Raw genomic sequence first — 22,578 nt, 5'->3', positions numbered from 1 at the left:
ATCAATGGATGGGAATCCGTTTCTGAAGATTCAGCGCCTGGGACGCGCGCTGATGCTGCCGATCGCAGTGCTGCCGGTTGCCGGCCTGCTGCTGCGGCTTGGCCAGCCCGATGTGTTCAACATCAAGATGATCGCCGACGCCGGCGGCGCGATCTTCGACAACCTGCCGCTCCTGTTCGCGATCGGCGTGGCGGTTGGTTTCGCGAAAGACAACAATGGCGTGGCGGGCCTCGCGGGTGCGATCGGTTATCTGGTCCAGACCGCGGTGATGAAGGACATCAACGACAAGCTCAACATGGGCGTGTTGTCCGGGATCGTGGCGGGTATCGTCGCGGGCTTGCTGTACAACCGGTACAAGGACATCAAGCTGCCTGACTACCTCGCGTTCTTCGGAGGGAAACGCTTCGTGCCGATTGCCACGGGGGTGGTCTGTCTCGCGCTCGGCATTGCGTTCGGCTACGTGTGGCAGCCGGTGCAGGCCGTGATCGATACGGCGGGCCACTGGCTGACCACCGCGGGCGCGTTTGGCGCATTCGTGTTCGGCGTGCTGAACCGTCTGCTGCTCGTCACGGGTTTGCATCACATCCTCAATTCGTTGACGTGGTTCGTGTTCGGCACCTTCACGCCGCCGGGCGGCGTCGCGGTGACGGGCGACCTGCATCGCTTCTTCGCGGGCGACCCGACTGCGGGCACATTCATGACGGGCTTCTTCCCGGTCATGATGTTCGGCCTGCCGGCCGCGTGTCTGGCGATGTTCCATGAAGCGCCGAAGGAGCGCCGCGCGGTGGTCGGCGGCCTGCTGTTCTCGATGGCGCTGACGTCGTTTCTGACCGGCGTGACCGAGCCGATCGAATTCAGCTTCATGTTCCTCGCTCCGCTGCTGTATGCGATCCACGCGTTGCTGACGGGGTTGTCGCTGGCGATCTGTTCGGCGCTCGGCATTCACCTCGGCTTTACCTTCTCCGCCGGTTTCATCGACTATGTGCTGAACTTCGGTCTGTCGACCAAGGGCTGGTGGGCGATTCCGGTCGGCATCGTGTACTCGGTGGTGTACTACGGGCTGTTCCGCTTCTTCATCCGCAAATTCAACATGGCGACGCCGGGCCGCGAACCCGCTGCCGCCGACGAGCAGGTCGATTCGTTCACGGCGGGCGGTTTCGTGGCGCCGGCAGCCGGTGCGGCTGTACCGCGCGCACAGCGCTATATCGCGGCGCTCGGCGGCGCGTCGAATCTGACGGTGGTGGATGCGTGCACGACGCGTCTGCGTCTGTCGGTGGTCGATTCGAACAAGGTCTCCGAGAGCGAACTGAAGTCGATTGGCGCGCGTGGCGTGCTCAAGCGCGGTGCGACCAACGTGCAGGTGATCATCGGACCGGAAGCGGACATCATCGCGGATGAGATGCGCACGGTGATCGCGCAGGGCGGCGGCGATGCGGTGAAGCCGGTGGCGGCTGCGTCTCCGGCTGCTGCTGCCGCGCCGGCGCCGGTTGCCACGGATACTCACGGCGGCCCGCTCGATCCGGATCCGCTGCGCTGGCTCGCCGTGTTCGGTGGCGCGGGCAACGTGGTGTCGCTGGATCCGGTGGCGTCGACGCGTCTGCGTATCGTCGTGCGCGATCCGTCGGCGGTCGATCGTCCGCGTCTGGCAACGCTCGACACCGCATGGGTCTCCGGCGACACGTTCCATATCGTCGTCGGCGAGGCTGCGCAGCGCTATGCCGCGAGGCTGGCGACGCGGATGTCGGAAAGCGGCGGCGCAACGCCTTTGCCTGCATAACGCGCATGCAGGGCTGCCAGGGAAGCGCTCTGCGCTTCCTGCGCATTCAGGAATGCGGCAATAAAAAAGCGGCACCTTGATTCAAGGTGCCGCTTTACGTTTACCGGCATGCTGCCGGCGCGTGCTGCGTTAGCGCGTCTTGGGCTTTGCCGCTTCCGCCGGCCGGCTTGATTCGAGCCACATCACATTGATGATGCCGAACGCCAACGCGACGCCGATACCGAGCACCCAACTGAAATACCACATCACAAACTCCTGTTAAGCGTAGTGTCGATCAATACATCGAATGGTGATTCTCTTTGAGCGCCGCGGAGGTCACCTTGCCGCGCATCACGCGATACACCCAGCTCGTGTACAGCAGGATGAGCGGCAGGAAGATGATCACGGCGATCAGCATGATCTCCAGCGTCAGGCGGCTCGAAGTCGAATCCCACATGGTCAGGCTGCTGCGGCCGTCGAGCGACGAGGGCATGATGAACGGGAACATCGAAAAGCCCGCGGTCAGGATCACGCCGATGATCATCAGCCCGGTCGACAGAAACGCGCTCTTCTCGAAGCGCGAGCGCGCGAGCAACACGGCCAGCACGCCGCCGGCGAGGCCGGCCACGGGCGCGATCACCATCCACGGAAACAGCGAGTAGTTGGTCAGCCACAAGCCGGGTGCGCCGATCACGGTCTTGAGCAACGGATTGGCGACCGCGTCGAGCGGCGGCGCGTCGACGATCTGATAGCCGCCGATCATCGTGGCGACCAGTGCGCCGGCCACCAGGAACAGCACCACGCCGCTGAGCGACGCGATCCGCAGCGCCCGCGACGCGCGCTGGGCGATCACGCCATCCGTCTTCATCTTGACGAAGGCGGCGCCGTGCGCAGCCAGCATCGATACGCTGACGAGGCCGCACAACAGCGCAAACGGGTTGAGCAGACCGAAGAAGCCGCCGTGATATGTGACGCGCAGATCGGTGTCGAACGAGAACGGCACGCCTTGCAGCAGGTTGCCGAACGCCACGCCGAACACCAGCGCCGGCACGAAGCCGCCGACGAACAAGCCCCAGTCCCACGCATTGCGCCAGCGCGGGTCTTCACGTTTGCTGCGGTAGTCGAAGCCGACCGGCCGGAAAAACAGCGCGAACAACACCAGCAGCATTGCGAAGTAGAAGCCGGAGAACGATGCCGCGTAGGCCAGCGGCCACGCGGCGAACATCGCGCCGCCTGCGGTGACGAACCAGACCTGATTGCCTTCCCACGTCGCGCCGACCGTGTTCACGACGATGCGCCGCTCGGCGTCGTTCTTGCCGATGAAGGGCAGCAGAATCGCCGCGCCCATGTCGAAGCCGTCGGTGAGCGCGAAGCCGATCAGCAGCACGCCGATCAACGCCCACCAGATCAGTTTGAGGGTTGCGTAATCCATGATGATCTTTCCCTTGGAACAGAGTGGCGGCGAATCATGCTGCCGGGTTGGTCGACAGCGGCTGTTGCAACTGCTGCTCCACTTCGTGGTGGTAACGGCCCGTGTGCAGCGACGAAGGGCCAAGCCGCGCGTACTTGAACATCAACATGATTTCGATGATGAACAGTACCGTGTAGAACAGCACGAAGCCGGCGATACTCAGATACAGATCACGAGGCGTCAGATTCGACGCGGCCAGGTTGGTCGGCAGAATGCCGGCGATGCTCCACGGTTGACGGCCCATTTCAGCGACGATCCAGCCGAATTCGGCCGCGAGCCAGGGCAACGGAATCGCCCACACGGCCCAGCGCAGGAACCAGCGGCGCTTCTCCAGCAAGAGCGAGCGTTGCGCGCAGAACCAGAACGCCAGCACGAAAGTCGCGAGGAACAGCAGGCCGAGGCCGACCATCAGGCGAAACGAGAAGAACAGCGGCGCGACCGGCGGAATCGTCCGCTTGGCCGCCTGGGCGATCTGATCCGGCGTGGCGTCGGTGACGTTCGCGGTGAACTGCTTGAGCATCAGGCCGTAGCCGAGATCGTCCTTGTGGGCTTCGAAGGCGGCGCGGGCTTCGTCGGTTGCGTCACCTTGCTTCAACTTTTGCAGCGCGGCGTAGGCCAGCATGCCGTTCTTGATGCGCGCTTCGTTGCGCGCCATCAGGTCTCTCAGACCGACCACCGGCTCACTGATCGAGCGCGTGGCGATGATGCCGAGTGCGTATGGAACCCGGATCGCGTAGTCGGTGCGCTGTTCCGCCTGGTTCGGAATGCCGAAGATCGTGAACGGGGCCGGGGCCGGTGCGGTTTCCCATTCGGATTCGATCGCGGCCAGCTTCACCTGCTGAACTTCGCCGGTGCGATAGCCGGATTCATCGCCGAGCACGATCACGCACAACGTCGACGCCAGACCGAAACCCGCGGCAATCGCAAACGAGCGCAGCGCGAACTCGGTATCGCGGCGCTTCAACAGATACCACGACGACACGCCGAGCACGAACATCGCGGCCGTCACGTAACCGGCTGATACGGTGTGCACGAACTTCACCTGCGCGACCGGATTGAACAGCACGGAGAAGATGCTGTCGAGTTCCATGCGCATGGTCTGGTAGTTGAAGACGGCGCCGACCGGATTGTTCATCCAGCCGTTGGCCACCAGAATCCACAGCGCCGACAGGTTCGAGCCGAGCGCGACGAGGAACGTGACGATCAGGTGCTGCACTTTCGAGAGCCGGTTCCAGCCGAAGAAGAACAGGCCGACGAAGGTCGACTCGAGGAAGAAGGCCATCAGACCTTCAACGGCGAGCGGCACGCCGAAAATGTCGCCGACGTAATGCGAGTAGTACGCCCAGTTGGTGCCGAACTGGAATTCCAGCGTGAGACCGGTGGTGACGCCCATCGCAAAATTAATGCCGAACAGCTTGCCCCAAAACTGGGTCATGTCCTTGTAGATCTGTTTGCCGGTCATCACATAGACGGACTCCATGATGACGAGCAACCATGCGAGGCCGAGCGTGAGCGGCACGAACAGAAAGTGATAGAGCGCCGTGATGGCGAACTGAAAGCGCGACAGTTCTACGACTTCGCTAACGGGCATGTTGATCACCTTGAGACGGATGCGAGGCAGGCGCGGACAACAGCGCCTGCGCGACTTGTTCAGGCGGCAGCGACATATGCTCCGCCTGCGGATGATTGAAGAATGTGAATTTGAGCACCATCAACAGTGCGAATTTGATGGTGAGGACGATGGCGATATCCCGCGCCAGCGTCGGACCGCGCACCCACCTGGTGAGCCGCTTGCGCCAGCGCGACCGGAGGGTGGTATTGCGATTGAGGGCTATGGTCATGATCGGTCGAAAGCGACTTCACACCGGTGAATCCGGCTGGATCCAGGCCGCTCAGGCGGTCTGGCGAGTGCATCCCGATTTTAGGAGCGGAACCCCGCGCACATTGATTCGGCAGTGCGGCATTGGGTCGCGAAACTCGCCGCGTTGATCCAGTATTGCTATCTGGTTTGTGATACGTCAAGAAAGGTGTGGCGGCCTTGTATCTTGTTAAGCGGAGGTGGGCATGCGCGAACGCGCCGCCGCGCGGGCAAAAAAAGCCCCGCCGTCTTACGAGGGCGGGGCTTTGCGCCGGGTAGCACGTGCCGGGCGAACCGGCATGCTGACGGCTTTCAGGCCTTACGCATATTCGATCAGTGCGCCGCGCATCTTCTTCATTGCGCTCGCTTCGATCTGCCGGATACGTTCGGCGGAGACGCCGAATTCGTCGGCCAGTTCGTGCAGCGTCGAGCCACCCGAACCGTCGTCTTCCACCTTCAACCAGCGGGCCTCGATGATGCGGCGGCTGCGGGCGTCCAGCGCATCCAGCGCACTGGCGATACCGTCGCTTTGCAGCTTGTCGCGCTGACGCGAAGCCAGCACGGCGGTCGGCTCGCTATGCGAATCGGCCAGATAGGCGATCGGCGCGTACGACTCTTCACCGTCCTCGACCTGGCCTTCCAGCGCGATGTCGCCGCCGGACAAGCGCGTTTCCATTTCGGCGACTTCTTCGCGCTTGACGTTCAGTTCCTTGGCGAGACCGTCGATCTCGTCCTGCGTGAACGCGCCCAGCCCCTGCTTGTGGCTGCGCAGGTTGAAGAACAGCTTGCGCTGCGCCTTGGTGGTGGCGACCTTCACCATCCGCCAGTTGCGCAGAATGTATTCATGGATCTCGGCCTTGATCCAGTGCATTGCGTACGACACGAGGCGCACGTTCTGCTCGGGATCGAAGCGCTTCACGGCCTTCATCAGGCCGATATTGCCTTCCTGGATCAGGTCGGCGTGCGGCAGTCCATAACCCAGATAGTTGCGCGCGATCGATACGACCAGCCGCAGGTGCGACAGGACGAGACGGCGCGCGGACTGGAGATTGTCCTGCTCGCGAAATTCGGTGGCGAACTGGCGTTCTTCCGCCGGCGTCAGCATCGGAATCCGATTAACGGCCTGGATGTAGGCGTCGATATTGCCCAGTTGACCGGGCAGCAGCGAGGAATGCGAGAGCGCCAGTGCACCTGCCGAAGCGGCCTTAGCCGACGACGGGCTCAAAGTACTCCGAAGGGTCATTGCATGGCTCACGTAGGAAACTCCTTTGGAATCAGACAAAAGCGTACTCAGTAAACGACTCCAGCGTTGGATGTTAGCACTCTGATTTGTCGAGTGCTAATACTTAGAGGATGTAGGGGCATCCAAGTTCCACAAATTGCTATTGAAATTCAGATTTCCATAGCCATCGTACGCCTCTTTTGGATGCCGCGCGCAGGTCGTAGAATTTAGCCGGCAGAGCGCCTTTGCTCTTATAAATGGCCGATATTTTTCGAATATGAAGTGACTAATTGCGAAAGTGGCGTCATATTGATACGCACTCATCCTGCGAAGATTGTATTGAAATCAGCAAAACAGTTACGCATCATTCAACGTTAAGCGGGCTCGGGTGCCAGATGGACAACAAAAAGGACGTTTTGCGTGGTCTGGCGCTAAGAGGCGCGTTGGCTGCCCTGTTATCGGGGGCTTCCGGGTTGGCCTCGGCTGACCAGTTTGGCGTGCAGGTGGCCGGCGGCTTGGGCGACCTCCACATCAAGAAGTTCGATCTCTGCGTGGCCTGGGATCCGGGTCTGACATGATGGCACATCGGCGACTGGCATTTTTCGCTGATCGGCGAAACGCACGCGGCCTGGTGGCAAACCAACGAAGGGAACGTGCACAACGACATCGGCGAGATCGGCGTGACGCCGGTTATCCGCTTCATCAAGGCAGCGGGTTCGATCCGCCCCTTCGTCGAAGTAGGCGCGGGCATCCGGCTGCTGTCGAGCCCCCGGATTTCTTCGACCTTCACGCTCAGCACCGCGTTTCAGTTCGCCAACATGGCGGGCCTCGGCGCGCAGTTCGGCAGCCGCCAGCAGTACCTCGCGGGCTACCGCTTCCAGCATATTTCCAACGGCGGTATCAAAGAGCCCAATCCTGGTATAAATTTCAGCCAGCTATATTTGCAATATAACTTCTGATGACCGAGGCCGCGTTCGGCTCACCGGTGCGAGGGGCTGAGCAATGGCGGCAAAGATAATCGAAGCGATTCGCGGGCTCGAGCGAGAACGCTTTCGTGCGATGGTCGACGGCGACGGGCAATCGCTCGACATGCTGCTCGCGGACAACGTGAGCTATGTCCACACGAACGGCAAGCGCGAAACGAAGCAGCAGTTCATCGACGGGATTACTGGAGGGCGCCGCCGCTATCGGCAGATCGAGGTGCAGTCGCAGGAAGTGCTGCCGGTTGGACGGGAAACGTGCGTCGTCACCGGCCGCGCGCTGATCGAGATGGAAGCGAATAACGGCGCGCTGCTGTTTCCGATTGCCTACACGGCGATTCATACGCAGGAAGACGGTCAATGGCGCCTGATTGCGTGGCAGGCGACACGTTGCGCGATCGAGTGAGCCCTTTTGAGCCCCCTCTGTCTGGCCGGTTGCGCGTCGTGAGCGCGCCGGCTGCATGAGAGCGCGGGGTACGCGCTCTCGCTGGAATCTCACGCAGCGGTGTGCTGCTGCTCCTCTTCGCTGAGCTCGGGACGATTCGCCCCGTCGATTGCGGCCGCCGCGCCGTGCTGATCCGCGGCGCCGCCTTGGCGCTGAGCCGCACCGGCCGCCCGCATCACCGCATCGCCCGCGTACGGATGCCGCGGATCCACAGGAATCTGATTGCAGCGCTCCACTACGCGCCGGACCGTGGCGATGTCGGAGAAATCAAGGCCGGTATCGACGCCTTGCGCGTCGAGATTCATCGCGAGCGCGACGAGATCGACATTGCCCGTGCGCTCCCCATTGCCGAACATACAACCTTCGACGCGGTCCGCGCCTGCCAGCAGCGCCAGTTCCGCCGCGGCCACCGCGGTGCCGCGATCGTTATGCGGATGCACCGACAGCACGATGCTGTCGCGATAACCGAGATTACGGTCCATCCATTCGATCTGGTCGGCGAACACGTTCGGCGTCGCCGCCTCGACGCTCGCCGGCAGGTTGACGATCATCTTGTGATCGCGCGTGGGCCGCCACGTCTGCGCGACGGCGTCGCAGACTTCGCGGGCGAACGGCAGCTCGGTCGTATTGAAGGTTTCGGGCGAGTACTGGAAGGTCCAGTGCGTGCCGGGCCGCGCCTGCGCGTGTTCCTTGACGATGCGCGTGCCGTCCACGGCCAGCGCCTTGATGTCGGCCTTCGACTGGTTGAAGACGATCCGGCGAAACGACGGGCAGATCGCGTTGTACAGGTGCACGATAGCGTGCGGCGCGCCGTCGAGCGCTTCGAACGTACGCGCGATCAGTTCCGCGCGCGACGGCACGAAGACCTCGATGGTCACGTCGTCGGGAATGCGTCTTTCGTCGATCAGCTTGCGCACGAAATCGAAGTCGGTTTGCGACGCCGACGGAAAGCCGACCTCGATCTCCTTGAAGCCGATCGCGACCAGCATGTCGAAGAATTCGAGCTTTTGCGCGGCGTTCATCGGCTCGATCAGAGCCTGATTGCCGTCGCGCAGATCGGTGCTCATCCAGACCGGCGCCTGGTTGATCGTGCGGCTCGGCCATTTGCGGCCGGTAAGACGCACAGCGGGGAAGGGACGGTATTTCTCAGCGGGATTGCGCAACATGATGTGCCTTGTTCGTTGTGTCGTATGCGAAAGGGGGTGGCATCGAGCGGTTGGCGGACTGCCACGTATGCACGGTCCGCCAGCCGGTGGCTAGCGGCAACAACGAACGGGCGCGCACGAACAGCGTCATGGTGACGACGAAAACGAACGTGGATGATGCCCAGGCAACGTGCATTTGACCCTCGCGCTTCGTCCGCACGGTAAACGGACGGATGCAAACGACTACTGGTTGTGAAGAACTGCGGTTGGGGGTGAAACGGGAACTGCGGAACTGCTCGGAGGACCGCTCGACGGCAACACGGGTTGCCAGCGCGCGGCGCTACGCGTGACTTACGCCAGGCGTAGCGATAGGGGCCGCGCTAGGCGGCCGAACGTAATTCGGAGGGTGTTCGGAAGGGAACGCATACGTCTAATGTATGACGGCATGAAGCAGTGTGTCAACCCGCGGCCGTCAACTCCCCCGCGATAACCGCCACCGTGGAAGTGGCAGGGCGGCTCGCATCAACCCCTCATACAGGTATTTTCGCGACGTCCACGATCAGTTCGACCTGCCGCTCGATCGCGCTTGGCACCGGCGCTTCGCCGCGCAGCACGGCGCTGATCCACGCGGCTGTAGTGAGAGCGTCGCGGGCTTCGGGCAACTCGACTTCCGGCGCATCGGGCGACGAGCGCTGGTGCGGCACGCGCGTTTCGCACACGCCGTCGTGCAGCCAGTCGACCTGCACCTGACGCCGCGTGTCCGCCACCGCTTCGCCTTCGGTGCCGCGCGCCAGCAGCGCGCCACCAGCGGCCGCGTCCGGATGCGTGTTGAACAGCTGCGTGAGACTGTCGCGATACGGCGGGTGCGTGTAGTTCACGAGGCGCAGCCCGGCGGGCGCGAACGGTTGCAGGATCTTCACGAGCGTATGCGTCGAATTGCGCACGCCCATGCGCCGGCGCAGCACGAGAAGGCGTGCGAGCTTCGGCGCGAGCACGTCGATCGACGCGAATGCGAGACGGCGCTCGGCGAGACCGTCTTCGATATCGGCGTGCGAGCGCGCGTGCGGAATCTGCAGATGCGCGAAAATTTCAGCGCTCGTCACGCGGCCCGGATCTTCGGTGACGCCGTGCACCAGCACCGGCACGCCTTCGCGCGCCAACAGCAGGGCCAGCAGCGGCACCAGGTTTGGCTGTTTGCGCGCACCGTTGTAGCTGGGGATCGACACGGGCCGGAACTCGCCGTGCGGCAAATGGATCGGCGCGAACGACGCATGCGCGCCCGCCAGCATCGCGGCGAGTTCGTCGGCGGTTTCGCCCTTCACGCGATACGCGAGCAGCACCGCGCCGAGTTCGAGCTCGGCCACGCGGCCGTCGAGCATCGCGGTGTAAAGCGTGCGCGTATCGTCGGCGGTCAGCGCGCGGGCGCCATTCGGGCCGCGGCCGATTTCCTTGATGAAGCGGGCGCACGGGAAGGGGGTGTCGGTGGCGGTGTCGGTCATCGGGCGCAATGGGACGGGGTGGCGTACCGCGATGAAGCGGTTCGCCACGGTATTCAAGGGACGCTATCTGGTGTGAGTATCGCATCTATAGCGATCCGGCGAGACGGCTCGCCCGCAGCGCCGGCCTGACGCGCGCCTGGCGGAGTGCCGCGCGCAGCGCTTTGCCGCGCGTTACACTCGATGTTTTCTCGCCGCGTCGGCGGCACAAATCGAGCAACGGAGAACGGGATGAGTTATGTATTTGCGCCCGCACCGCAGATGGCGGTGCCGGTTGTGGGGGCCAGCGAGCAGTTCGCGGTGCGTCGCATCTACTGCGTGGGACGCAACTACGAGGCGCACGCACGCGAGATGGGTCATGATCCCGACCGCGAGCCGCCGTTCTTCTTCACCAAGCCCGCCGATGCCGTGCTGTACATCGCGCCCGGCGCCACCGGCGAATTCCCGTATCCGACGCTGTCGAAAAACGTCCACTTCGAAATGGAACTGGTGGCCGCGATCGGCAAAGGCGGCAAGAACATTCCCGCGGAGAGCGCGCTCGACCATGTCTACGGCTACGCACTCGGTCTCGACATGACGCGCCGTGACCTGCAGGCCGAAGCGAAGAAGATGGGCCGTCCGTGGGATACCGCGAAGGGCTTCGATCACTCGGCGCCGCTCGGCCCGATTCATCCGGTGACTACGGTCGGCCATGTTGGCAAGGGCGCGATCTGGTTGTCGGTGAACGGCGAGGAAAAGCAACGCTCGGACGTGTCGCAACTGATCTGGTCGGTGGCCGAGACGGTCGCCTATCTGTCGACGCTGTTCGAACTACAACCCGGCGATCTGATTTTCACCGGCACGCCGGAAGGCGTCGGCGCGGTAGTGCAGGGCGATCTGATGAAGGGCGGCGTGGAAGGACTCGGCGAGTTCAGCGTACGCGTCGTCTGACAGGCGGCGGCTTGGAGGAAACAGACAACATGAAGCTCTACAGCTATTTCCGGAGCTCGGCGTCCTATCGCGTGCGCATTGCGCTGAACGTGAAGAATCTGCCGTACGACTACGTGCCCGTGCACCTCGTGCGCGACGGCGGCGAGCAACTGAAGCCCGCATACCGCAAGGTGAACGTCGACGGCCTCGTGCCGACGCTCGTCGACGGCAACGAGACGGTGCCGCAGTCGCTCGCGATCATCGAGTATCTGGAGGAGACGCATCCCGAGCCGCCGCTGTTGCCCAAGGCGCCGGCCGACCGCGCGTACGTGCGGTCGCTGGCGTTGCAGGTCGCGTGCGAGATCCATCCGCTGAACAATCTGCGAGTGCTGAAGTATCTGAAGCACACATTGTGTGTCGACGACGACGCGAAAGACGCCTGGTACCGGCATTGGGTCGAAGCGGGCTTTGCGACGCTCGAAGCCCATCTGGCCGGTGATGCGCGCACCGGCAAGCTATGTTTCGGCGACACGCCGACGCTCGCCGATACGTGTCTGATCCCGCAGGTGTTCAACGCGCAGCGCTTCAAGGTCGACACGGCGAAGTTTCCGACGATCCAGCGCATCTACGATCACGCGATGCAGATCGACGCGTTTGCCCGTGCGGCGCCCGGTGTGCAGCCCGACACCGAATGACGTGATGGTATGTTGATCGCTCGATGTCTTGAATGAAAAAAGGGGCACTCGGTGGAGTGCCCCTTTTGCGTGGTTCGCATGCGAACGTTGCGCTGGCGTTCAACCGCCCAGCAGCGCGTCCGAAAACTCTTCCGCGCTGAACGGCTGCAAGTCCTCGACCTTTTCGCCGACGCCGATGAAGTACACCGGAATCGGACGCTGCCGCGCGATCGCGGCGAGAATGCCGCCCTTCGCGGTGCCGTCGAGCTTGGTGACGATCAGGCCGGTGAGACCGAGCGCGTCGTCGAATGCTTTCACTTGCGCGAGTGCGTTCTGGCCGGTGTTCGCATCGATCACCAGCAGCACCTCGTGCGGCGCGCCGTCGTGCGCCTTGCCGATCACACGCTTCACCTTGCGCAGTTCTTCCATTAGATGCAGCTGGGTCGGCAGACGGCCGGCCGTGTCCGCCATCATGACGTCGATCTTGCGCGCGCGCGCGGCGCCGACCGCGTCGAAGATCACTGCCGCCGGGTCGCCGCTTTCCTGCGACACCACGGTCACGTTATTGCGCTGGCCCCAGATGGCCAACTGCTCGCGCGCGGCGGCGCGGAACGTGTCGCCCGCGGCCAGCAGCACCGATTGATCGAAACTTTGCAGATGCTTGGCGAGCTTGCCGATGCTGGTGGTTTTGCCCGCGCCGTTCACGCCGGCGATCATCATCACGAGCGGCTGCGCGCGGCCGAGCATCAGCGACTTTTCCAGCGGCTTGAGCAGGTCGACCAGCAGCGTGCGCAGCGCGCTCTTGACCTGTTGCGGATCGGTGAGGCGCTCGCTGCGCACTTTTTCGCGCAGCGATTCGAGCAGGAATTCGGTGGCCTCGACGCCCGCGTCCGACATCAGCAGCGCGGTTTCGAGTTCTTCGTACAGGTCCTCGTCGATCTTCGTGCCGACGAAAATGCCGGTCAGGCTCGAGCTCGTCTTCGACAGGCCGGTCTTCAGGCGCGTCAGCCAAGAGCGCTTGGCGCTCGCATCTTGCTCTGGCGGCGGGACAATTTCGACGATTTCGAGCGCGGCTTCTTCCGGCTCGGGTTCCGGCTCAATGGTGGCCGGTGCGGCTACCGGTGTATCGCTGCTAACCGGAGCCGCCGGTCGCGGGGCCGACGCTGCGACAGGCGCTACCGGCGCCTCTGCGGCGAGTTCGGGCGCCTGGCCTTCCGGCGCCGTCTGCGGCTCGTCTGCCGCGGTATCGGACTCTTTCGAACCCTTGAATCGTTTGAAAAAGCTGAACATGATCTGGCGTGGTGAGAGCGCGCGCCGATGCGCGCAGCCGGCACAGGACCGGCGGGAGCGGCAGGCAGCGTTGCGATGCGGGATGCAGGGCGCTGGAAGCCGGTCATTTTATCAGGCGCGCCGCCGCCCGTCGTATCGGCCGATCGGCCAGGCTGGACGCGCGGCGCCCCTGTGGTAACGTTGGCGCTCCGGCCCGCGTATCTCGACGTCGCGGGCGCATTCATAACGTTATTGAAACTGCATGCCTCGTTCCGCACCTTCACGCGCCCATGGCGCTTTGTCCAAAGGCGGTAAGCCGCACGCCATCCGTATCATCGGCGGCGACTGGAAGCGCACGCCCTTGCCCGTGCTCGATCTCGACGGCTTGCGCCCCACGCCCGACCGCGTGCGCGAAACGCTGTTCAACTGGCTCGGCCAGCGTCTGGATGGCCAGCGCTGCCTGGATCTGTTCGCCGGCAGCGGCGCGCTGGGCTTCGAGGCCGCGTCGCGCGGCGCGGCGCGGGTGTTGATGGTGGAACGCAATGCGCGAGCCGCCGGCCAGTTGCGCGCGAACCAGGAACGCCTCGCGGCGCGCACGATCGAAATCGCTGAGGCAGACGGTTTGCGGCTTGCCGCGAGTCTCGCGCCCGGATCGTTCGACGTCGTGTTCCTCGATCCGCCGTTTGACGGCGACTTGCTCGGCAAAGCGCTCGCGCTGACCGTGCCGCTCGTCAGCGCGGAAGGTTTTCTGTATGTGGAAGCAGGCGACGCGCTCGAACTCAACGGGAACGAGGCGCTCGCCGGCTGGGAAATCGTGCGGCAAGGGAAAGCGGGCGCTGTCCACTTTCATTTGCTGCAGCGCGAAAATAAGGAATAATGCGCGTTCCAAAACGGGCGCCGGGCGGTTGGTCGTCACGCGCGCGGTCGGTGCCAAATGCGTCGCGTGGACGCTTTGACGTGCCCCTTTGTGTGAAGAGAGGAGAAGTTTCATGGTAGTCGCCGTGTACCCGGGCACGTTCGACCCGCTGACGCGCGGTCACGAAGACCTCGTTCGGCGCGCGTCGAGCATTTTCGACACGCTGGTGGTGGGTGTTGCCGATAGCCGCAACAAGAAGCCGTTCTTCACGCTGGAAGAGCGCCTCGACATCGCTCATGAAGTGCTCGGGCACTACCCGAACGTCCAGGTGATGAGCTTCAAGGGCCTGCTGAAGGACTTCGTGCGTACCAATAACGCGCGGGTCATCGTGCGTGGTCTGCGCGCCGTGTCGGACTTCGAATATGAGTTCCAGATGGCGGGCATGAATCGCTATCTGCTGCCCGACGTCGAAACCATGTTCATGACACCATCCGACCAGTATCAGTTCATTTCGGGCACGATCGTGCGCGAAATTGCTCAACTGGGCGGCGACGTCAGCAAGTTTGTGTTCCCGTCGGTCGAAAAATGGCTGACAGAGAAGGTCGCCGCGCTGGATCCGAACAGCGGCGCTTCGGCGGCGCAACTGTAACCGGCGTAAACTGTCGGTTTGACGGATCAGAGCCGGCTTCGGCCGGCGCGAAGTGAGAGAAGTATGGCCTTGATGATTACCGACGAGTGCATCAATTGCGACGTGTGCGAGCCCGAGTGCCCGAACGACGCAATTTCGATGGGCCCGGAAATCTATGTGATCGATCCGAAGAAATGCACCGAATGTGTCGGCCATTTCGACGAGCCGCAGTGCATTCAGGTGTGCCCGGTCGAGTGCATCCCGCGCGACCCGGAACATCTGGAGACGCCCGATGGCTTGATGGCGAAGTACCACGCGCTGCAGGCCGCGAAGGGCGCGTGAGATTCGATGTTTGAATGACCGAACGGCGAGGCCTTGGCCTCGCCGTTTTCTTTTGCAGCGACGCTTTCCGTTGCGCGCGGTGCTATCCGACGTACGCGCTGAAGATGTCGCGTAGCGCGTTCAGCAGAATGTCGCATTCGGCGTCGGTGCCGACCGAGATCCGCAGATGCTGGTCGATTCGCGGCGCCTTGAAATGGCGCACGAAAATCTCCTTGCCCTTGAGCCGCAGTACGAGCGTTGCCGCGTCGTAGCCTTCATGGCGCGCGAACAGCAGATTCGCGGCCGACGGCACCACCTCGAAGCCGAGCGCCGTCAGTCCCGCGGCCAGCCGCTCACGGCTCGCAATCACCTTGGCGCAGCTGTCGCGAAACCACGCGTCGTCTTCGTACGCGGCGGTGGCGGCGGCTTGCGCCAGCCGGTCGAGCGGGTACGAATTGAAACTGTCCTTCACGCGGTTCAGCGCATCGATCAGTGCCGGATTGCCGAACGCGAAGCCCACGCGCATGCCGGCCAGCGAACGTGACTTCGACGTCGTCTGAACGACCAGCAGATTCGGATAGCGGTCGATCAGCGCAATCGCCGACTCGGCGCCGAAATCCACGTAGGCCTCGTCGATCACGACGACCGAATCGGCATTTCTCGCCACCAGACGCTCGATCTCGGCGAGCGGCAGAGGACGTCCGGTCGGCGCATTCGGATTCGGGAACAGCACGCCGCCGTTCGGCGCCGTGTAATCGTCGACATTGATTGCGAAGCTGTCGTCGAGCGCGATCGTCCGGTAGTCGACTTCGAACAGCCGCGCGTAGGTCGGATAGAAGCTGTACGTGATATCCGGGAACAGCAAAGGTTTGTCGTGCTTCAGCAATGCCTGGAACGTGAGCGCCAGCACTTCGTCCGAGCCGTTGCCCGCGAACACCTGCTCGGCGCGGATGCCGTGATGCGCGGCAACCGCTTCGCGCAGTTTGAGCGCGGTCGGATCGGGATAGCGCCGCAGCGACTCGCCGGCGTCGCCCAGTTCCTGCCGGATCGCCTCGAGCACGCGCGGCGAGGGCGGATATGGATTCTCGTTGGTGTTCAGCTTCACCGGATGCGCGACCACGGGCTGCTCGCCCGGCACATACGGCGTCAGACGGTGAACGATGTCACTCCAATAGCGGCTCAAGCGATTCTCCTGTGTCGACCAGAGTTAGCGCTTTAGCGCTTACTCTGGTCCCATGCGCGGTCGACTGGAGTTAGCGCTTTAGCGCTTACTCTGGTCCCATGCGCGGTCGACCAGAGTTAGCGCTTTAGCGCCTGCTCCAGTCCCATGCGCGGTCGACTGGAGTTAGCGCTTCAGCGCTTACTCTGGTCCCATGCAAGATGGTTGCTAACGATAACAATACAGCAGCGATACAGCATCGATACGGCCGCAAGCGGCGCAGCAGCTCAGGGGTTACGATGCAGCTGCATCATCGCGCGCTCCAGTTCACCCGTGATGATTTTCGGCATCACGGCAAGCGCACGCTCGATCGATGCGTCAATCACTTCCTGCTCTTCCCGCCGCGGCGGCTTCAGCACGTAATTGGCGACGTCCGGCTTGGCGCCGGCGCGCGCGCTTTCGGGAATCAGATCGCGCGGATGGCCAATGCCGATCCGCAGCCGCCAATACTGCTGCGACGACAGATGCGCGGTGATGTCCTTCAACCCGTTATGGCCGCCGCTGCCGCCGCCGAGCTTCAGCTTGACGCTGCCGGGCGGCATGTCGAGTTCGTCGTGAGCGACCAGAATCTCGTCGGGAAGAATCTTGAAGAATTGCGCTACCGCCACGACCGATTGCCCGGAGCGGTTCATATACATCTGGGGTTCCAGCAGATGCACTTCTTCACCGTGCAGTCGCGCTTTCGCGTAGAAACCGTGGAAGCGCCGCTCGTCGCGCAGCGTCGTACCTGCTTCGCGCGCCAGTTGATCGACCAGCCAGAAACCGGCATTGTGGCGCGTCGCGGTGTATTCGGCGCCCGGATTGCCGAGCCCGACGATCAGCTTGATCATGTTTGCGTAGGTCCATCTGGCCCGGGAGCCGAACTCAGCCGAGCCGAAAAAACCGAAAAAAAACCCGCCGTGGCGAACCTCGGCGGGTCACATCGACCGTTTCATTGAAAACGGATCGAGAGGATTGCTTGCTCGGTACCCGAAAGGTCCTTAAGCAGCCGGCGTTTCGCCTTCAGCAGCAGCGGCGGCGTCGCCTTCAGCGATTGCGCCAGCCGGGATCGTTGCAGCTGCGACCACCGGGTTTTCTGCTTCGAGGTGAGCGACCAGCGCAACACCTGCCGGCAACGGGATGTCTTTAGCGTGAACCGATTGACCTGCTTCGATCTTCGCCAGGTCGACTTCGATGAATTCCGGCAGTGCCGACGGCAGGCACTCGATTTCCAGTTCATTGACGACGTGCGAGATCACCGCGCTCGACAGCTTCACTGCCGGGTTCGATTCCTGGTTCATGAAGTGCAGCGGCACCTTGGTGTGCAGCTTCTTCTTCGCGTCGACACGTTGGAAGTCCACGTGCAGCACGAGCTGACGGAACGGGTGGTATTGCACGTCGCGCAGCAGAACCTGTTGCGACTTGCCTGCCACTTCCAGGTCGAGAATCGATGAGTGGAAGACTTCTTTCTTTAGCGCGTGCCACAGCGCGTTGTGGTCCAGTTCGACCAATTGCGTTTCAGCACCAGCGCCATATACGATGCCCGGGGTCTTGCCCGAGTTACGCAGGCGGCGGCTCGCACCCGTACCTTGCAAAGAACGCTCGAAAGCGACTACTTTCATGTTGAATCTCCAATGCACTGCCCGCGACCAGGCAGTAAAAACAGGGCCTCCAAGCCGTTATGGCTGAGGCCCCAGAGCTGCGGCACGAACCTTCGTTCGTTCATGCCGATTGTGCAAAAGCGCGGCGTGCCGCTTATAGCGATACGCTGCGCCTTCGCAAATACTTAACTTTCAGCGAACAGCGACATCACCGAATCGCCGCGGCGGATCCGCGAGAACGTTTCGGCAAGCAGGCCGGCGCTGCTCAACGAACGGATCTTTGCGCACGAGCGGGCTTCTTCGCCGAGCGGGATCGTGTCCGTGACAACGAGTTCGTCGAGTGCGGAAGCCGCGATACGCTCGCCCGCGCCGCCCGACAGAACCGGGTGGGTAGCGTAAGCGAACACCTGCTTCGCACCGCGTTCCTTCAAAACCTGTGCTGCCTTGCAGAGCGTGCCGGCGGTGTCGACCATGTCGTCCATGATCACGCAGGTACGGCCTTCGACTTCACCGATGATGTTCATCACTTCGGCGACGTTCGCCTTCGGACGACGCTTGTCGATGATCGCGAGATCGCAATTGAGCTGCTTCGCGAGAGCCCGGGCACGCACCACGCCGCCGACGTCCGGCGAAACGACCAGCAGGTTCTCATAGTTCTGCTTGCGCAGATCGCCGAGCAGCACGGGCGTAGCGTAGATGTTGTCGACCGGGATGTCGAAGAAGCCTTGAATCTGGTCGGCGTGCAGATCCATCGTGATGATCCGCTCGACGCCGGCGATTTCCAGCATGTTCGCCACGATCTTCGCCGAGATGGCGACGCGCGCGGAACGCGGGCGACGATCTTGACGGGCATAACCGAAGTAGGGAATGGCTGCGGTGATCCGGCCAGCGGATGCGCGCTTGAGCGCATCGACCATGATCATCAGTTCCATCAGGTTGTCATTCGCCGGTGCGCACGTGGATTGCAGAACGAAGACGTCCTTGCCACGCACGTTTTCCTGAATCTCGACCTGGATTTCACCGTCCGAGAAACGGCTAACCATTGCTTTGCCGAGGGGAATACCGAGGATTTTGACGACTTCCTGTGCAAGCGCGGGATTCGCGTTGCCAGTAAAAACCATCAGGCCGTCATGGCTGCTCATCATGCACCTGCTTCAAGCTGGGGGGCGAGGGGAAATGCGAGAAATTTTGGCAGGGGAGAAAGGATTCGAACCTTTGCATGCCGGAATCAAAATCCGGTGCCTTAACCAGCTTGGCGACTCCCCTACACTAACTCTGAGCTCCGCCGAACGTGGAGTTTCGTTCAGCGATGCAAAACTTATGACGCGAAAGTAAAGAGTGGATGCTGATCCAGACCGGCGGCCACTGCACTGTTCCATTCGCCAGGCAGTTTGGCTTGCACCGCTTCTGCTTCAGCTTTACTGCGGAACGCTGCAAAGACACTTGCACCTGATCCGGACATCCGCGCCGGCGCGATATTTTCAAACCATCGCAGCACTTGCGCTACTTCCGTGTACTTTCCTACGACAATCTGCTGCATGTCATTCCGGCCGAAGCTTTCTGGCCATTCAGTGTTGCAGCTAAGTTCTGCAGGAAAGTCCGTAATTATGAGGGGCTTTGAATCTCTTGTCAACGCTTTTTCGGAAAAAATCGCTGCAGTTGGAACCTGCACCCTCGGTGTCACCACTAGAAAGTGGCGCGGCGGCAATTGTACAACGTCCAAAGCTTCTCCGACACCCTGTGCGAACGCATTTTTTCCAAAAACAAAAAACGGTACATCCGCGCCGAGCTTCAATGCCAATGCCTGCAACTCCAGACGCGGCAAGCTGAGCTTCCACAGGCGATTCAGCGCGAGCAGCGTAGTCGCCGCGTCGGAGCTGCCGCCGCCGAGGCCGGCGCCCATCGGCAGGCGCTTCTCTATTTCGATATCGACGCCTTCAGGCGAGCCCGTATGCGTCTTGAGCAGCGTCGCGGCGCGCACGGTGAGATCGTGTTCCGGCGGCACGTCGGCGATCTCGGTGCTGCGCGTGATGAGTCCGTCGTCGCGTCGCTTGAAGTGCAGCGTGTCGCCCCAGTCGAGCAACTGGAAGACCGTTTGCAGCGTGTGATAACCATCCGGCCGGCGGCCGGTGATGTGCAGGAAGAGGTTGAGTTTCGCTGGCGCGAGACAATCGCGCAGCGAATCGGTCGTTTCAATCATGAGTCGAGGCTACATGCGCCAAAGTGGCGCCGAACAGGCTGCAAGGTTGCGCGAACAGACGCGGGTCACTGATCCAGCACGAGCTTGATGTCGAGCGGCGGCTCCGCACGGCTCAGATTGACGCGCTTGACACCGGTGGCCGGCGCGTCGGCATACGCAAGATAGTCGATCGTCCAGCCGTCCTGGGTGATCTGCTTCAGGCGCGATGGCTGCTCCGGATCCTTCTCGGTTTTGGCGCGCGAAGTAGGCGCCGGCGAAGGCTGCAGCCAATAACGCAGCCCTTCGACCGGCAGCGCGAAACCGAGCGCATTCTGCATCAGCGTGGACACGTTGTCCGCTGTGAGCGGCTGACGGTTCGGCAATTCGAGCGTGGCCGAAGCTGGCGACGAAGTCACGATCGCGAGTGTCTGGCCGAGCGGGTTGCGCAATTGCAGGGTCACTGTGTCGCCCGTTTCCTGCCACGAGAAGTTGCCGTAGGCGTTGCGCTGCTGGCCGTTCTGATCGTTGTACTGGATCGCGAAGCGGCCCTGGTAAGCGCGGCTAGTCTGCGCGGTGACCGAGGTTGCGGCATTCGACGTGGACGGCCCCTGCGGTTTCACCGATGCACAGCCGGCCAACGCGACAACCGCTGCCGCAGCGAATCCGAGCGCCGCGCCGCGCGGCGCCCGGGGAAAGGAAATCAAACGGGACAGACGCATCAAAGATCGTTTACCTGAAGACGTTGCAGCGTTTTGACGAGCGTGTCGTTGTCCGGTTCGAGCTTGCGCGCATCGCGGAAAGCGGCCCGGGCCTGATCCTGCTGACCGCTTTTCCACAACACTTCACCGAGGTGCGCGCCGATTTCGGCGTTCGGCTGCAGCTCGTAGGCTTTGCGCAGCAGCTTGATCGCGTCCGACGTATCGCCCATCCGGAATTTGACCCAGCCGACGCTGTCCATGATGAACGCATCGTTCGGCGCCAGTGACGACGCCTTCTCGACCAGCTTGTCGGCTTCCGGCAGGCGCTGATTACGATCGGCCAGCGAATAGCCGAGCGCGTTGTAGGCTTGGGGATTGTCCGGCTGCGTCTGGATCAGCTTGCGCAACTGCGCTTCCATCACGTCGTAATGGCCGGTTTTTTCAGCGGCCATCGCGTAGTCATAGGTGAGATCGGGGTCGTCGGGGAAGGTCGCCGTGGCTTGTTGCAGGCGTGTTTCCGCCTCCGGGTAACGCTTCGCGTCGAACAGGACTGCCGCGTCGGTGCGTGCGACCAGCGCCAGGTCGCGCGGATCGGATACCTGCAGGTTGGCCAGCAGTCTGCGCGCGTCGTCGGTCTTGCCTTGTTTCGCGAGCAGTTGCGCGCGCGTGATCTGCGCCGCCACGTATTGCTGGCTCGACGGCGAGATCTTGTTCAGCCAGTCGCTCGCCGCCGCTTCGTTCTTCTGTTCGAGCGACAGTTGCGCAAGGTAGATATACGCCTGGCCCGCATCGGCGCCCGGCGTCTTTTCGGCCTGCTGCGCGTACTGGATCAGATACGTTTGCGCGTCCTTGAAATTCTTCTGCTGGATCTTGATCAGCGCGAGCGCCATCAGCGGCGTCAGGTCGTTCGCGTTGGCCTTGTGCATGATCTCGAACTGCTTCTGCGCGTCGTCCAGGCGGTCGCTCGCGAGATACATCTGCGCGAGCGCGAGACGCGCGTCATGCGACTTCGGATTCTGCTGCACATATTTTTCGAGCGACGCGATGCCTTCCCTGCGCTCTTCCGGGCCCATCTGCGACAGCAGCAGCGCCGCCGGCAAATAGTCCGGCTTCAGCGTCAGCGCCTGTTCGAGCGATTTGCGCGCGCCCGGCGCGTCGTCCGACACGAGCTGCTGGCGCGCGATCGCCACCTGCGCTTCCGGCCGGTTCATGTCGTTCTTCAGCAAGTCCTGCAGCACGTGCAAGCCGCCGATCCGGTTCGGGCCGCGCGACAGCAGCAGTTGCAGCGCGAGAATCGCGTTGCCGCGATTGTCCGCGGGCACCTTCGCGAGTTCGCGGGCGAGAATCGGCGCTGCTTCGTCAGGTTTGCCGGACAGCACGAGCAGCGACGCGTCGAGTTGCGCGGCGCGTTCCGAGTTCGGCGCATACTGCTGCCACAGTTGCGCGGCGGCCAGCGCGTCCGCTGGGCTTTGCGCGGCCAGCGCGATTTCGGTGGCGCGCTGCGCCATGCGCGGATCATGCGTGTCGCGCGCGAGGGCAAGGTAGGTCTGGTAAGCGGGCGCCGGCTGGTCGCGTTGCAGCGCGACTTCGGCGGCGAGCACCTGGAATACGATCTGGCTCGACAGCGGCACATCAGGCAGGGACTTCTGATCTTCCGCCGATGCCGGGCCGAGCGGGTCCGGCATCGTGACCGAGGCGTCATCCTGATCTGGCGATGGATTCTGCGCGCGCGCGGGCACGGCAGCCAGCGCCCAGAGGGCGAGCGCGGCTGCACCGAGCATCCGGCGAGCGGACACGGCGTGCGGCACGCGGGATGCGCGAGCCGGGCGCTTCGAAAACAGCTTCACGAAGGACAAGTTCATGGAAATCCGT

At 62.8% G+C, this 22,578-nt stretch carries 21 protein-coding genes, 1 tRNA gene and 2 pseudogenes; 8 read left to right on the top strand and 16 right to left on the bottom strand.

What is annotated here, in order from left to right; all coding sequences use genetic code 11:
• Nucleotides 1-4: 4 nt before the first annotated feature.
• Nucleotides 5-1,777 (top strand): N-acetylglucosamine-specific PTS transporter subunit IIBC, encoded by a 1,773-nt coding sequence (gene nagE, locus HV744_RS24400; protein ID WP_175151954.1) that lies wholly within the window; start codon nt 5-7, stop codon nt 1,775-1,777.
• A 129-nt stretch (nt 1,778-1,906) separates the two neighbouring features.
• On the opposite strand, the gene cydX is transcribed toward nagE, so the two are convergent.
• The 5 genes from cydX to rpoH all read right to left on the bottom strand — a co-directional run bounded on the left by cydX (nt 1,907) and on the right by rpoH (nt 6,340).
• A complete protein-coding gene (gene cydX, locus HV744_RS24395) occupies nt 1,907-2,023 on the bottom strand; it encodes a cytochrome bd-I oxidase subunit CydX (RefSeq protein ID WP_175151953.1) in 117 nt (38 codons plus the stop codon).
• 28 nt (nt 2,024-2,051) lie between these two features.
• Nucleotides 2,052-3,188, bottom strand: coding sequence for a cytochrome d ubiquinol oxidase subunit II (gene cydB / locus HV744_RS24390; RefSeq protein ID WP_175151952.1), 1,137 nt, complete (start codon nt 3,186-3,188; stop codon nt 2,052-2,054).
• A 34-nt stretch (nt 3,189-3,222) separates the two neighbouring features.
• The gene (locus tag HV744_RS24385; RefSeq protein WP_175151951.1) at nt 3,223-4,818 is read right to left on the bottom strand and encodes a cytochrome ubiquinol oxidase subunit I; all 1,596 of its coding nucleotides are present in this window, start codon (nt 4,816-4,818) and stop codon (nt 3,223-3,225) included.
• Nucleotides 4,808-5,068: a cytochrome oxidase putative small subunit CydP gene (gene cydP, locus HV744_RS24380; protein ID WP_175151950.1), complete on the bottom strand. Its 261-nt coding sequence runs from the start codon at nt 5,066-5,068 to the stop codon at nt 4,808-4,810. The genes HV744_RS24385 and cydP overlap by 11 nt, the downstream gene beginning before the upstream one ends.
• 336 nt (nt 5,069-5,404) lie before the next feature.
• Nucleotides 5,405-6,340 carry an RNA polymerase sigma factor RpoH gene (rpoH, locus tag HV744_RS24375; protein ID WP_175151949.1) on the bottom strand — a complete coding sequence of 312 codons (936 nt, stop codon included), beginning with the start codon at nt 6,338-6,340 and terminating at the stop codon, nt 5,405-5,407.
• 362 nt (nt 6,341-6,702) lie between these two features.
• On the opposite strand from rpoH, the pseudogene HV744_RS24370 reads away from it, so the two are divergent.
• Nucleotides 6,703-7,266 (top strand): annotated as a pseudogene (locus HV744_RS24370) (acyloxyacyl hydrolase).
• Between the two features lie 43 nt (nt 7,267-7,309).
• Nucleotides 7,310-7,693 carry a nuclear transport factor 2 family protein gene (locus HV744_RS24365; protein WP_175151948.1) on the top strand — a complete coding sequence of 128 codons (384 nt, stop codon included), beginning with the start codon at nt 7,310-7,312 and terminating at the stop codon, nt 7,691-7,693.
• A 206-nt stretch (nt 7,694-7,899) separates the two neighbouring features.
• Here the strand turns inward: HV744_RS24365 and HV744_RS24360 are convergent.
• A pseudogene (locus tag HV744_RS24360) lies at nt 7,900-8,898 on the bottom strand (2-isopropylmalate synthase); the annotation flags it as partial.
• 509 nt (nt 8,899-9,407) lie between these two features.
• Nucleotides 9,408-10,376 (bottom strand): DNA-binding protein YbiB, encoded by a 969-nt coding sequence (gene ybiB / locus HV744_RS24355; RefSeq protein WP_175151946.1) that lies wholly within the window; start codon nt 10,374-10,376, stop codon nt 9,408-9,410.
• Nucleotides 10,377-10,604: 228 nt separating this feature from the next.
• Here ybiB and HV744_RS24350 point away from each other — a divergent pair, with 228 nt between their 5' ends.
• Nucleotides 10,605-11,303, top strand: coding sequence for a fumarylacetoacetate hydrolase family protein (locus HV744_RS24350; protein ID WP_175151945.1), 699 nt, complete (start codon nt 10,605-10,607; stop codon nt 11,301-11,303).
• Between the two features lie 29 nt (nt 11,304-11,332).
• A complete protein-coding gene (maiA, locus tag HV744_RS24345; RefSeq protein WP_175151944.1) occupies nt 11,333-11,977 on the top strand; it encodes a maleylacetoacetate isomerase in 645 nt (214 codons plus the stop codon).
• Between the two features lie 99 nt (nt 11,978-12,076).
• Here maiA and ftsY read toward each other — a convergent pair whose 3' ends face one another.
• Nucleotides 12,077-13,246, bottom strand: coding sequence for a signal recognition particle-docking protein FtsY (ftsY, locus tag HV744_RS24340; RefSeq protein WP_175151943.1), 1,170 nt, complete (start codon nt 13,244-13,246; stop codon nt 12,077-12,079).
• A gap of 241 nt (nt 13,247-13,487) precedes the next feature.
• On the opposite strand from ftsY, the gene rsmD reads away from it, so the two are divergent.
• From rsmD to HV744_RS24325, 3 genes are all read left to right on the top strand, one after another.
• On the top strand, nt 13,488-14,102 hold the full coding sequence (rsmD, locus tag HV744_RS24335) for a 16S rRNA (guanine(966)-N(2))-methyltransferase RsmD (protein ID WP_175151942.1): 615 nt from the start codon (nt 13,488-13,490) through the stop codon (nt 14,100-14,102).
• A 112-nt stretch (nt 14,103-14,214) separates the two neighbouring features.
• Nucleotides 14,215-14,730 carry a pantetheine-phosphate adenylyltransferase gene (coaD, locus tag HV744_RS24330; protein WP_175151941.1) on the top strand — a complete coding sequence of 172 codons (516 nt, stop codon included), beginning with the start codon at nt 14,215-14,217 and terminating at the stop codon, nt 14,728-14,730.
• Nucleotides 14,731-14,793: 63 nt separating this feature from the next.
• Nucleotides 14,794-15,051 (top strand): YfhL family 4Fe-4S dicluster ferredoxin, encoded by a 258-nt coding sequence (locus HV744_RS24325; protein ID WP_175151940.1) that lies wholly within the window; start codon nt 14,794-14,796, stop codon nt 15,049-15,051.
• A gap of 82 nt (nt 15,052-15,133) precedes the next feature.
• On the opposite strand, the gene hisC is transcribed toward HV744_RS24325, so the two are convergent.
• The 8 genes from hisC to HV744_RS24285 all read right to left on the bottom strand — a co-directional run bounded on the left by hisC (nt 15,134) and on the right by HV744_RS24285 (nt 22,568).
• Nucleotides 15,134-16,213 carry a histidinol-phosphate transaminase gene (gene hisC, locus HV744_RS24320; RefSeq protein ID WP_175151939.1) on the bottom strand — a complete coding sequence of 360 codons (1,080 nt, stop codon included), beginning with the start codon at nt 16,211-16,213 and terminating at the stop codon, nt 15,134-15,136.
• Between the two features lie 263 nt (nt 16,214-16,476).
• Nucleotides 16,477-17,079 carry an aminoacyl-tRNA hydrolase gene (gene pth / locus HV744_RS24315; protein WP_175151938.1) on the bottom strand — a complete coding sequence of 201 codons (603 nt, stop codon included), beginning with the start codon at nt 17,077-17,079 and terminating at the stop codon, nt 16,477-16,479.
• Between the two features lie 150 nt (nt 17,080-17,229).
• A complete protein-coding gene (locus HV744_RS24310; RefSeq protein ID WP_175151937.1) occupies nt 17,230-17,850 on the bottom strand; it encodes a 50S ribosomal protein L25/general stress protein Ctc in 621 nt (206 codons plus the stop codon).
• A gap of 164 nt (nt 17,851-18,014) precedes the next feature.
• Nucleotides 18,015-18,971, bottom strand: a complete 957-nt coding sequence (locus HV744_RS24305; protein WP_028199080.1) for a ribose-phosphate pyrophosphokinase — start codon at nt 18,969-18,971, stop codon at nt 18,015-18,017.
• Nucleotides 18,972-19,018: 47 nt separating this feature from the next.
• Nucleotides 19,019-19,095 (bottom strand) — tRNA-Gln (locus HV744_RS24300).
• A 52-nt stretch (nt 19,096-19,147) separates the two neighbouring features.
• Nucleotides 19,148-20,029 carry a 4-(cytidine 5'-diphospho)-2-C-methyl-D-erythritol kinase gene (gene ispE, locus HV744_RS24295; protein WP_175151936.1) on the bottom strand — a complete coding sequence of 294 codons (882 nt, stop codon included), beginning with the start codon at nt 20,027-20,029 and terminating at the stop codon, nt 19,148-19,150.
• A 65-nt stretch (nt 20,030-20,094) separates the two neighbouring features.
• Nucleotides 20,095-20,727, bottom strand: a complete 633-nt coding sequence (gene lolB, locus HV744_RS24290) for a lipoprotein insertase outer membrane protein LolB (RefSeq protein WP_175151935.1) — start codon at nt 20,725-20,727, stop codon at nt 20,095-20,097.
• Nucleotides 20,727-22,568, bottom strand: coding sequence for a tetratricopeptide repeat protein (locus HV744_RS24285; RefSeq protein WP_175151934.1), 1,842 nt, complete (start codon nt 22,566-22,568; stop codon nt 20,727-20,729). Before HV744_RS24285 ends, lolB begins: the two co-directional genes overlap by 1 nt.
• Between the last annotated feature and the right edge of the window lie 10 nt (nt 22,569-22,578).

This window comes from Paraburkholderia ultramafica (assembly GCF_902859915.1).
GTDB classification, from domain to species: Bacteria; Pseudomonadota; Gammaproteobacteria; order Burkholderiales; family Burkholderiaceae; genus Paraburkholderia; species Paraburkholderia ultramafica.
This window is presented reverse-complemented; position numbering and strand designations above follow the sequence as displayed.